The 11,753-nt window shown below is 54.5% G+C and carries 8 protein-coding genes and 1 pseudogene; all 9 read left to right on the plus strand.

Translation table 11 applies throughout. The annotated features are described in order from the left end of the window. Positions 1 to 1,101, plus strand: a 1,101-nt coding sequence (locus ACUW6V_RS20510) for a type VI secretion system Vgr family protein (RefSeq protein ID WP_325778383.1), incomplete at its 5' end; no start/stop codon positions are given. Between the two features lies 1 nt (position 1,102). Then, the gene (locus ACUW6V_RS20515) at positions 1,103 to 2,257 is read left to right on the plus strand and encodes a DUF2169 family type VI secretion system accessory protein (RefSeq protein WP_454038837.1); all 1,155 of its coding nucleotides are present in this window, start codon (positions 1,103 to 1,105) and stop codon (positions 2,255 to 2,257) included. After that, a complete protein-coding gene (locus ACUW6V_RS20520; RefSeq protein WP_454038838.1) occupies positions 2,250 to 3,545 on the plus strand; it encodes a PAAR-like domain-containing protein in 1,296 nt (431 codons plus the stop codon). The genes ACUW6V_RS20515 and ACUW6V_RS20520 overlap by 8 nt, the downstream gene beginning before the upstream one ends. 97 nt (positions 3,546 to 3,642) lie before the next feature. Continuing rightward, complete coding sequence (locus ACUW6V_RS20525) at positions 3,643 to 4,323, plus strand: ankyrin repeat domain-containing protein (RefSeq protein WP_097570850.1); 681 nt, start codon at positions 3,643 to 3,645, stop codon at positions 4,321 to 4,323. A 218-nt stretch (positions 4,324 to 4,541) separates the two neighbouring features. Continuing rightward, on the plus strand, positions 4,542 to 8,561 hold the full coding sequence (locus ACUW6V_RS20530) for an RHS repeat-associated core domain-containing protein (RefSeq protein ID WP_454038839.1): 4,020 nt from the start codon (positions 4,542 to 4,544) through the stop codon (positions 8,559 to 8,561). Continuing rightward, on the plus strand, positions 8,561 to 9,103 hold the full coding sequence (locus ACUW6V_RS20535; protein WP_012126141.1) for a DUF4303 domain-containing protein: 543 nt from the start codon (positions 8,561 to 8,563) through the stop codon (positions 9,101 to 9,103). The genes ACUW6V_RS20530 and ACUW6V_RS20535 overlap by 1 nt, the downstream gene beginning before the upstream one ends. Before the next feature lie 72 nt (positions 9,104 to 9,175). Beyond that, a pseudogene (locus ACUW6V_RS20540) lies at positions 9,176 to 9,604 on the plus strand (RHS domain-containing protein); the annotation flags it as partial. Positions 9,605 to 9,905: 301 nt separating this feature from the next. Beyond that, positions 9,906 to 10,340: a hypothetical protein gene (locus ACUW6V_RS20545; protein ID WP_012126139.1), complete on the plus strand. Its 435-nt coding sequence runs from the start codon at positions 9,906 to 9,908 to the stop codon at positions 10,338 to 10,340. A 100-nt stretch (positions 10,341 to 10,440) separates the two neighbouring features. After that, positions 10,441 to 10,959, plus strand: a complete 519-nt coding sequence (locus ACUW6V_RS20550; RefSeq protein WP_041460754.1) for a hypothetical protein — start codon at positions 10,441 to 10,443, stop codon at positions 10,957 to 10,959. Positions 10,960 to 11,753: the final 794 nt, after the last annotated feature.

Below are 11,753 nucleotides of genomic sequence, written 5' to 3' on the forward strand. Positions count from 1 at the left end.
CCGGCGGACGTGCCGTACCGCCCGGCGCAGAAGACGCCGTGGCCGCGCACCTACGGCCCGCAGACGGCGAAGGTGGTCGGCCCGCAGGGCGAGAGCATCTGGACCGACAAATACGGGCGCGTGAAGGTGAAGTTCCACTGGGACCGCCTCGGCAAGGGCGACGACACCAGTTCCAGCTGGGTGCGTGTGTCGAGCGCCTGGGCAGGCCAGGGTTTTGGTGGCGTGCAGATACCGCGCGTGGGCGACGAAGTGGTGGTGGACTTCATCAACGGCGACCCGGACCGCCCGCTGATAACGGGCCGCGTCTATAACGAAGCCAGCATGCCGCCGTGGGCGCTGCCTGCCGCGGCCACACAGATGGGCTTCTTAAGCCGCTCGAAGGACGGCTCGCCGGATAATGCCAACGCCCTGCGCTTTGAGGACAAGGCCGGTGAGGAGCAGGTGTGGCTGCATGCTGAAAAGAACATGGATACCGAAATCGAGAACGATGAAACGCATTCGGTAGGCAGCAACCGCACCAAAACCATTGGCGCGAATGAAACCACGACGGTGAAGAAAAACCGCACGGAAACGGTCGTGGAAAATGAAACGATCACGGTGCATCAGAACCGCACAGAGACGGTGGATGGCAATGAAACCATCACTATTCATTCCAACCGTACCGAGACGGTCGATCAGAACGAAGACGTGCGTATCGGGCAAAACCAGAGCGTGACCGTTAACGGCGCCCAGACGCTGCGCGTCGATAAGACCAAAACCGAAACCATCGCGCTCGCCTCCATGCTGAACGTCGGTCTCGCGCAAAACACCAATATTGGCGCGGCATATGTGCTGAACGTCGGCGCAGGCTGGATGACCAACGTCGGCGCGATGCAGATGCATAACGTGGCGCTCAAATATTCGGTGAATTCAGGCAAAGATCTCAGCCTGTCAGCGGGCACCACGGCGGATTTCAGTGCTGAAGACAAAATCACGCTGGTCTGCGGGGAATCGATGATTGTGCTGGAACAGAACGGCACCATTACGCTTAGCGCCAACAAAATAAAGATGGTCGGCGAAAAGGTCATCGACATCGACGGTACGGAAATCAATATCAACTGATATGGAAAACTTCTCTAATCTCAGCGCCTTTCCGGCCATGCTGTTTGATTCGTTCGACCAGAACGATCACGGCTTCAGCACCGTTGTCGCCAGAGTCAGTTACGATCTCGATATCGCCACGGGCGCGCTGACGCTGTGCGACGATCAGGGCGAACTTGTTGAACAGGATCTCCATTACGGCGAGCCGGGCTATAGCAGCGTCCGGTTTGAAAGCGATCTGGCGCCCTATAAACCCTGGATGGATGTCGTCATTAACGCCAGCGCCTGGGCACCGCAGGATAAACCCGCGCGCAGCTTTACGGTGGGCGCGCAGATTGGCGACACGACCCGCCTGTTACGTATTCACGGGCCGCGCGAGTGGTGGAACGTGATGGCAGGCTGGCGGCTGACCGATCCTGAACCCCTCCAGACGCTGGAGCTGCGCTACGAATATGCGGCGGGCGGGATGTATACGTTGCCGGACGATCAGGTTGTCGCAGCCCAGGAAAACACGGTCGGGATGGGCTGGTACCCGCGCGAGGTCAGAAAGCACCTCAAAAAAGACCGGCTGCCCGCCCCGCAGATTGAGTGGATCACCCAGCCGGTGAAAAAGATTGATGAAGCGGGCCTGGCCGCCGGGTTTGGTTTCTATGGCCGCGGCTGGAAGGGACGCATTGAGCACGCCGGTACCTATGACGAAAACTGGAAGCAGAACCGTCATCCTTTTTTGCCGAAGGATTTTCGCTTTGACTACTGGTGCGGCGCGCATCCGCTGTTGCAGTTTCCGCTGCCTGCGCCTTTAAGCGCGATACCGGTGACACTGAAATATCTCATCTCTGCGCGTGACAAAGCCGATCAGGAGATTCGCTTTCAGGTGCCGGTGGAAAGCCTGTTTGTTTTTATCATGACGCAGAAAGGGGCCGGGGTCGCGCAGGACATGACGCTCGACACGCTGGTGGTGGATGTGCCCGCGCGTAAAGTGCATTGCAGCTATCGCACGGTAATCTCAGAGCTGATGGAGCCGGTGATGACCGAGCTGCGCTTTGTCGCGCGTGAAGAACGTCACGCGCAGGTCGCGCGTGCGCGGCAACTGCTGAGCGATTGCGAGTCGGCAGACTTTTTGCCGCTGCCCCCGTCGCTGTTAAACCTGAAGGAAAAAAGAGGCGCGCATGGCTGAGAACTTTGCCGCCCGTAAAAACGGGAAATATAAGCTGGTCTGCCTGGCCCCCGATATGTGCTTTACTCCGGGCATCCAGCCGCCGGTGCCTTACCCGGTGACCGCCACGCTGGCGCCCTCAAAAAGCACCGTTGATTCGGTGAATTTTGGCCGTAACCCCGCTTTTGTTTATAACCAGAGCTTTGTGCCAACCACCATTGGCGATGCGGCGGGGCGCAATAAAGGCGTGGTCAGCGGTACGGTGGAGGGCGACTGCTGGTCGCTCGAACACAGCCCGGATACCAACGTCGGCGGGCGTCCGCTTAACCGCGTGCAGGATACGTTCGCCATGAACGGCAAAGCCAACGGCGGCCGTGGCGGAAACTTCACCAAGAAAGAGACCTGGGAGCGGCGTAAGGCGCTTATCGCGAAAGGTAAACAGAGCAGCGACCCAAAAGCGCAGGCGGCGGCACAGCGGCTTGAGCAGAATAACGTGGCGGTGGAAAAAGCGCGTCTGGCGGATTACGTGTATGAGCCCCGCGATCCGTCGAAACCGACTCCTGAGATCCCGGCAGGCTGGAAAGATATCTCTAACGACCCGCAGGCGCTCGCCAAATATAACCTTTCGCCGAACGACTTGCGTGCTAATGGCGCGCCGCAGTTTCGTGCGCGGATGTATGAGCCAGACGAAGCGGTGTTCGGCAAGGATATGACGCCTTCGGTGGTCTTTCGCGGCACGCAATCGGGGCCGGACTGGGGCGTCAATGCCAAACAGGCGTTTGGTGTCAGCAACCCGTATTATAAAAAAGCGGTTGAAATTGGCGCCTCTCTGAAAAGATCTCCCGCGCCCGTTGACTGTGTCGGCCATTCCCTGGGCGGCGGGCTCGCCTCCGCCTGTTCGCGCGCCAGCAATAAGCCGGGCTGGACGTTCAACGCGGCGGGCCTTAACAGCGGAACGGTTGAGAAATACGGCGGCAAAGTGCTTGAGAAGAGCGTCACCTCAGAGAACATCAACGCTTACCGCGTTAAAGGTGAAGTGTTAACCGGCCTGCAGGAGCCTGGCGTGCTGGGCACGATAGGCGTGGTCGGGGCGCTTGGCGCGCTGGGCGCAAAGCTCGGCGGGGTGTTTGGCGGCATTATTGGCGCGGGCGTAGGGTTAGTTATTGCCGCGCTACCCGCAGCAGTGGGCATCAAACACGATATGTCGGGCGGCCAGGGCAACCCAATAAACCGCCATTTTATGAGCCAGGTCATTCCCTGTATCGAAGCAGAAAAAGCAGAAGATGAGGCTATACTGATGGCTTTATAAGGAGATCAGAATGAAGACGTTCCGAAGGCTAATTTGCAGTCTCCTCGCAGGACTGGCACTCTTTTCTGTCGTAATACCTGGTCATGGAAGTACAAATATGAAACAAGCAGCGCCGGAAGTTTATTTTAGCGGTACGCAATTACAGCTTGCTCAGGCTATTGCTGAGCATAATCTTTCCGAAGTAAAAGCATTAGCCAAAAGCACAAACTTAAATAAACCTGGCAGCCAGGAAATGACCTTGCTGATGTACGCGCTGTTAGAGGCGACCAATGGCGATGCGACATCGCTGGAGATTGTGACGGCGCTTGTGAAAGCGGGTGCGGATCCGCTTCAGGATATCCCGGATTTCGGCAGCCCGGCCGCCGTGATGGCAAGCTCCAACAACCCTGCCTATATCAAAGCGCTGATTGAAGGCGGCCTTAGCCCCAACGCCATGACCAACTACCAGCCTTTACTTTTTAATTCGGCTTCAGATAATTCATTTTCCGTCATGAAATATCTATTATCGGCAGGGGCTGATGTTAATAAAACCGACAGTGCCGGGAAAACGGTATTAATGGTGGCATTAGCAGGCATGGAGCTGGATCAGGTTGAATATTTACTCAATTATGGTGCCAACCCGAATATTGAAAACCAGAACGGCCTGAATTTTGGAAAGCTACTGGCTGACGCCATCGAGCGTGAAAAAGACAGTAATAAAAGAACGACGGATAAGTTAGAAGAGGTGCGTCAACTCGCTATTCGCAAGGGGTTACACTGGCCACCCGCTGCTGATTAATTTATTTTCTTATTCTATCGCTCCTGTCCGGGGGCGATATTTACTTTTGAGAGGCGTCCGGTTCTGATGGGTATTTAATGCTAAATACCACTGTTTACTATTATGCAAGGTAACGTTATTACCGGCACATTTTAAAAAGATATTATTGCGTTTATTGCGCAACGCAATAAACCCGAACGCTTTTATTAAGAACACGCAATCCATCGCAGGGAATTTACATGGCGACAGGAAATACTATCGGTAAATTACAATATGCGCCGGCACCGAAAGGCAAGGTCGCGGCTGGCAGCGCTAACCCGCCTAAAAAGAAAAGCTGGTGGGGCGACTGGGGCGATATTGTCCATACCGGGCTGGATGTCTTAGGGGCGGTGCCGGTGCTGGGCGTCGTCGCCGATGGCGCGAACGCGGCGATTTATGCCGCTGAAGGCGACTACGGCAACGCGGCATTATCTGCGGCCTCCGCAGCGGCGAACTTCGTTCCGGGCGGCGGCGCGGCATTTAAAGCCGGTAAAATGGCGGTGAAAGCCGGTAAAGCCATAGAAGCGGCCAGCGCGACGAAAGGGCTGGTAAAAGAAACCGCGAAACTCGCCGAAAAATCCGCGTTTAAAGCCGAAAAAGCGGCAGCCAAAGCCGAAGGCAAAGCCGCCAAAGAAGGCGCGGAAGACGCGGTCAAAGCCAAAAAAGCGGGCAGTGAAAAGGGCGGCAGCGATAAAGGCAAGGCGAAAAAAGAGACCGAGCCGTGCAAAATCCCGAATACCGCCGCGGTCGAGCCGCTGGTCGGCAGCCCGGTCAACGCTATTCTGGGTATCAAAGTCCTGTTCGGTAATGAAGATAACGACTTTGCCTTTCCGGCATCCGTGCCGCTTAACTGGCAGCGCTACTATTTTTCCGATGAGATAAGCAATGGCTGGCTCGGGCAAGGATGGTTTTTACCGCTGTCGCTGGAGGTTCGCGCGCAGGATGACATCCTGCTGTTTATCGATGAACAGGGGCGCGAAATCGAGTTCCCCTGGCCAGAGCCGGGCCACCCGCCGAGGCTGCACCGTTATGAACAGCTTTCGCTTTCGCAGCCACAGCCGGGCGAGTTTCGTATTTTTACCGCCGATGAAGCGCGCTGCTGGCATTTTACGCACCAGGCGCAGCCGGGCCGCTGGCTGCTCACAGCGATAAGCGACCGGCATGACAACCGCCTGACGCTGCACTACAACGCGCATCATCAGCCTGAGCAGATAACCGACAGCGCCGGACGGCGTTTTATCGTCCATTTTGCCAGGCTTACGCTTGCGGATAACGACACGGTTGAACGTATCGTCGGCGTCAGCGTCTGTCACCCCTCCGACCCGCTCAACGCCGAAAGCCTGTGCCGCTATGACTACTCGTCGCAGGGCGATCTCATCGCCGTCAGGAATGGCCAGGGCGAGGTGCTGCGCGAATTTCGTTACCGCAACCACATCATGGTGGCGCACCGCCGCGCGGGCGAAATGGAGTGTTTCTACCACTACGATAAACACGAGCCCTCCGGGAAAGTGCTGGCGCATCGCGACAGTCTCGGCGGCGAATGGCGGTTTGAGTATGGCGCGGCCAGCACCACGGTAACTGATGCATTAGGGCGCGTGACGCGGTACGAGTATGACGACAACCATGAGCTGCTGGCCTATCAGGACGCCGCTGGCGGCTATACCCGGTTCCGTCGCAACGTTCGCGGGCAAATGACGCAGCTGACCGACCCGGCGGGTCGCGTTACGCGCTACCGTTACGATGAGCGCGGCAACTGTACCGCCGTGACCGAGCCGGACGGGCAGATGACGCGCATCGACTACCACGAACGCTGGAACCTGCCGGTGCGCGTCACCGATATGCAGGGCGGCACACGCGAATACGCCTATGACGTGGCCGGTAACCTGATTCGTTTTATGGATGAGCTGGGCCGTATCACGGAATATAACCACGACGATCGCGGCAACCTGGTGCGCATTCGCGATGCGGCGGCGGGTATTCAGCGCCTCTCCTGGAACAGCGCCAACTTTCTTATCAGCCACACGGATTGTTCCGGGCGTACCACCACTTTCGGCTATGACAAATATGGCTGGCTGAAAGAGCAGATTGACGCGGCGGGCAACCGCACGCTGATAAACAACCGGCAGGATGGCCTGCCGCTGAGCATTGTTCACCCGGATGGCGCGACGGAGACCTTTGAGTTTGACCGCTGGCAGCGCCTTACCGCCTGGCGCGACGCGCAGGGGCAACTTACACAATGGAAACTGGCGCCGGATGGCCTGCCGCTGGCGCGCATTGATGCACTCGGGCATCAGGTGAAATATGAATATGATCTGGCGCGCCGCCTGACCACGCTGATCAATGAAAACGGCGCGCGTTATGAGATGGAATATGACCTGCGCGACTCGCTCATCCGCGAGACCGGGTTTGACGGCTGCACCACCCGCTACCGCTATGACGCGGGCGGTTTCCCGACGGTGCGCGAGGAAGAAGGCAACGGAGACGGCACCGTCATCCGCACGCATTACCAGCGTGACGAGGCCGGGAGGCTGCTGGAAAAACTGGTCGCGCGCAGTGGTGAGGATCAGTGGCAGCGCACCCGTTACCGGTATGATTCCCTTGGGCGGCTGATTGCGGGCATCAACCACGGCGGCCGCGTGGAGCTGGAGTGGGACGCCGCCAGCCAGCTGACGCTTGAGCGTAACCTTATTCGCGGCGTCAGCCATGAATTACGTCATCAGTATGATGAGCTCGGCAACCGCACCGTCACCACCCTGCCGGATGGCCGCGAGCTGAAAAACTTCTACTACGGCAGCGGCCACCGTATTCAGGTGAACCTCGGCAGCCGGGTTATCAGCGAAAGCGAGCGTGATGTGCTGCACCGGGAAATTCGCCGCACGCAGGGCACCATCAGTAGCGAGTATGTCCATGATGAAATGGGGCGGCTGGTCAGCCAGCGCGCGGGGCGTAACGGGAAAATCGCGGTCGCGCGTGATTACGCCTGGCGGCGCGACGGCCAGCTGTTGCAGATGGTGGATAAATACACGGGCGAGCATCGTTATGACTACGATGCGCTGGGCCGCCTGACCCGCGCCCGCGAAGAGCATTTCGCCTTTGACCCGGCCCATAACCTTCTGAGCGACAACGGCGCGGCGCCGCTGCGCGACAACCGCCTGCGCGTGTATGAGGACAAACGCTGGGATTACGATAATTTCGGCAACGTCATCACCAAACATATCGCCCGGCATACCACGCAGCGGTTCCGGTGGAACGCGGAGCATCAGCTGGCGGAATCCGTCACGGTGCGTAACGGCGCAGAGCAGCGCACCACCTATGGTTATGATGCTTTCGGCAGACGCAGCTGGAAGCAGGACGCGTTCGGCGTGACGACCTTTGTGTGGGACGGCAACCGCCTGCTGAGTGAATCACGCGGCGGGCGCAGCCACCTGTGGATTTACGAAGACGACAGCTTCGCGCCGCTGGCGCAAATCAGTCTGGGCAAGGGCGACCCCGAACATGACGCAGAGGTGTACTGGTATCACAACGATATGTCGGGGATGCCGCGCGAGCTGACGGGCGCGGGCGGCGAAATCGCCTGGCGGGCCGAATACCGCGCCTGGGGCAACACGCTTCGCGTGGAACACATTGAGACACGCGCCGGCGAGCCGGTGTATCAGCCGTTACGCTACCAGGGGCAGTATTTTGATGCCGAGACGGGTTTGCACTATAACCGCTTCCGCTACTATGATCCGGACGCGGGGCGCTTTATCAGTCAGGACCCGATAGGGCTCGCGGGCGGGATAAACCTTTACCAGTATGCGCCGAACCCGCTGGTGTGGGTGGATCCTCTGGGGTTGGCTTCAAGATCTTGGTTAGCGAAAGCTTTAGCAAATGGTCACGTTATACCTGCAGGTATGACAAACCCTCATGGTCATCATATTGTTTTTAAAGGACAATACCAAGGGACATCACTGGCTCCGCATTTATCAAGATCGAAAGCTATTCTTAAAAGATATGGTATCGATCCTGTAAATGACCCTGCGAATCTTATGATTGCCAATAACGGAGAGGGGGTCCATACCGAAAAAAATGCAAAAAAAGTTGCAGACGCACTAGTCAAAGCTGATAAAGAAATCAAGGAAATAAGTAAATGCAAAAAATTGACAGGCAGCGATAGGACAAATCTTCTTAAGCAGAAGTTACAAGAAATCGGTCATGATGTATTTGGAGGATATAGGTAATGGAAAATTGGCATAGCATGCAATTGGATAAATTAAACAAATTAATCCAAGAGGAGTTTTTAGGGTTATATAAGAAATATAATAAAGAAAATAATATTTATGGGGTCGTTTTGGTATTGGACGATGACGGTTTATCTAGTTACATGGCCATATCCACAAAGGAAAGTCTTGAAAAAATCCATAAGGGAATAGAGTGGGAGGGATATTCTTGGGTTCTCGGATTTTTTGACGATAATGATGATGTCGGTGTACGTTCTTTCACCACTATAATGATGGAGCATTATAATGAAAGCATCCTGCCTTTACTGCCAGAAGGCTATGATTTTGATGAGGAAAGAGAAAGGAACATTAACCTATATATAAGTGCTATGAAAAAGGCAAAAGAACAACTATGTGATACTATCGGCAATGATGTGAATAATATTGTTTTTTATATTACTATTCCTGGTGAGCCGGAAATTGATCATGCCTCTGCCATAGAGATTAATGAACCTTCAGAGAACCTAAACTGGTTTTTAGAAACGTACAAATATTTTTTATAAAATTTTAAAAGGCCTTTAACGGCCTTTTTTTTTAACTAATATAAATCCATTCTCACCTTATACTTATTTATTGTCTATGAAGACAAACGCTGGGATTACGATAATTTCGGCAACGTCACCGCCAAACATATCGCCCGGCATACCACGCAGCGGTTCCGGTGGAACGCGGAGCATCAGCTGGCGGAATCCGTCACGGTGCGTAACGGCGCAGAGCAGCGCACCACCTATGGTTATGACGCTTTCGGCAGACGCAGCTGGAAGCAGGACGCGTTCGGCGTGACGACCTTTGTGTGGGACGGCAACCGCCTGCTGAGTGAATTACGCGGCGGGCGCAGCCACCTGTGGATTTACGAAGACGACAGCTTCGCGCCGCTGGCGCAAATCAGTCTGGGCAAGGGCGACACCGAACACGACGCAGAGGTGTACTGGTATCACAACGATGTGTCGGGGATGCCGCGCGAGCTGACGGGCGCGGGCGGCGAAATTGCCTGGCGGGCCGATACTGCCTGAAGGATATGACTTTGATCCTGAAAGAGGAAGAAATATTAATCTCTATGTAAGTGCCATGAAAAAGGCAAAACAACAGCTATGTGTCTCTCTCGGCAGTAACGTAAATAATATTGTCTTTTATATTACTATCCCCGGCGAACCGGGAATTGATCACGCTTCTGCTTTAGAAATTAATGAGCCTTCAGATAATCTGAGTTGGTTCATTAAGACTTATAAGTATTTTTTATAACACTAGCTTCCTGATATTTATAAAAGACTACATCCCTACCATACCGCGCATTCAAGGACTGATATGATGCCTTTAACGCTCATGCTGCTTCATCCCAAAAAGCTCTTACTTTTTCTGGCTCTCTGTAGCCTGAGTGCGTTCGCTGATGAAAGGTTTTCCGGCCAGTGGGAAGGCGAGAATGCGGCAGGATCTGTGCTAACGCTGGACCTGAAGCAAAACGCGCAGATTATAAACGGCACTTACTGTTACATCACGCAGCGCGGCAACCGTATCGACTGCGCCGCGCCTGGGGAGACGAATTTGCGCGGTATCAGTACGGGCAACCGGGCCGATGTGGCGTTTGATTCTACTTTTGGCGGCGTTAACGGGCAGGCGAGTCTTGAGGTTGAAGGCGACAGGATGACGTGGCGGCTCATCAAGATTCCTGTAAAAGGTGGCTATTATGCGCCGCAAACATTTACCCTGACTCGTAACCGTGATGGTATGCAATCCAGGTAACAGTATTACACTGATAAACCGCTATCTGTTGCCTGTCCGACATTAATAAGATGATTCATAGTGAATACATGAAATTCCAATGTCAGTCCTTAAGGATAATATGATTTTCATTCGCCATACCGGAAAGGTCATTACCGCTGCGTTAATAACGATGTTAATAATTTGCGGCGCTTCAGCCAGTACATCCTCTGCCAGCCTCTGGCAGTTTATTAGTACGATGCGGTCATCCTTAGCGGATATCAACGTCGCCACGCTTAACCATGCGCCTTTAACATTCCAGCTGGATTCTCAGAACGAGTACATCAATTTTTACCGGGCGGAAGATGTCGCGTTTACTGCGTCAGGGAAGCTGACCGACATTGAATTACGGCTGAGTAGAGAGCCGCAGGAGAAAACGCTGCTGTTTATCTCTCACTGGCAGGGGCGGTGCCTGACGCTTAACGACATCAAACAGCATTACCCCGTATTGACGATAACCGACACCCCGCGCGGCCATTCCGGGAATGAAGTGACCAGCTACACCACGCCTGCCGGTGCGTCTGGCGAGGCTGTCACGTTCAGCTTTAGCGAGAAAACGCCGGATTGCCTGAGTAACGTCATTATTAGCCGGGATAAGTAATGCCCGGCGAGGCCTGAGTGATGATGCCGGCACGACGCACCGCGCTCGCCGCTGAGCCCACCACCACACCCGCAACAGCCTCTATCATCCAGAATCACGCAGAAAACCTCTTGCGCGCCGGGGTAAATAATCCGTTATTTACCCTACCCACCATAATTAGTGGTTCCCTTAAGCTAAATATTATCCTTTCATATAAAAAGCCTTTCTCAGCGCGGTAAGTAAAAGAAAATTCTCTTTCTTTCATGAATATTTCAGCGCGTTATTAGTGACGCTCTCCATAAAAATAGTGCGCGAGTCGCCAGAATTTATCCCAACCATCAATCCTTACAGCCAGTGGAATCAGATTAGTCTGTATATTCAGAATAATGGCGGTTTTTCGATGAGTCACTTATTGGTATATTTGCACAGCAAGCGCGTGGCGTTTGTATAGCGTCTTTTTTACCGCTTCGTTACCTGACATTTCCTGATATGGCTTAACCTCGATCGAGGCTATGGCAGCGGTAGCCGTATTATGAAATTTCATGTCGCCTGCAATATGAAATTAACTAAAACTGCAAAGTGTTTCTGGCAGAGTGTCTGCTGCGCGGCCAGAAGCCTGAAAGGTATGCGTCATTTGCTGCTGTGCTGTGATTTACGGGCATAGCCAGGTGGATGTCTCCGGCTCTGGTATGCACCGCATATACACATAGGGATGGAAGTTATGCTCAACCGAATCACCGTTCAGCTCCCGGTCGAGGGGCTGCTTTTCTGGAAACTCTCCGGGCGCGAGGCGCTGTCGGAGCCGTTCATGTTCA

The sequence above is a fragment of the Cronobacter sp. 153480017-3 genome (genome assembly GCF_053627815.1).

Bases quoted from the DNA above. Each gene is read 5' to 3' on its own strand.
- ACUW6V_RS20515 (WP_454038837.1), top strand. From the start codon at position 1,103: ATGGAAAACTTCTCTAATCTCAGCGCCTTTCCGGCCATGCTGTTTGAT.
- ACUW6V_RS20520 (WP_454038838.1), top strand. From the start codon at position 2,250: ATGGCTGAGAACTTTGCCGCCCGTAAAAACGGGAAATATAAGCTGGTC.
- ACUW6V_RS20525 (WP_097570850.1), top strand. From the start codon at position 3,643: ATGAAACAAGCAGCGCCGGAAGTTTATTTTAGCGGTACGCAATTACAG.
- ACUW6V_RS20530 (WP_454038839.1), top strand. From the start codon at position 4,542: ATGGCGACAGGAAATACTATCGGTAAATTACAATATGCGCCGGCACCG.
- ACUW6V_RS20535 (WP_012126141.1), top strand. From the start codon at position 8,561: ATGGAAAATTGGCATAGCATGCAATTGGATAAATTAAACAAATTAATC.
- ACUW6V_RS20545 (WP_012126139.1), top strand. From the start codon at position 9,906: ATGATGCCTTTAACGCTCATGCTGCTTCATCCCAAAAAGCTCTTACTT.
- ACUW6V_RS20550 (WP_041460754.1), top strand. From the start codon at position 10,441: ATGATTTTCATTCGCCATACCGGAAAGGTCATTACCGCTGCGTTAATA.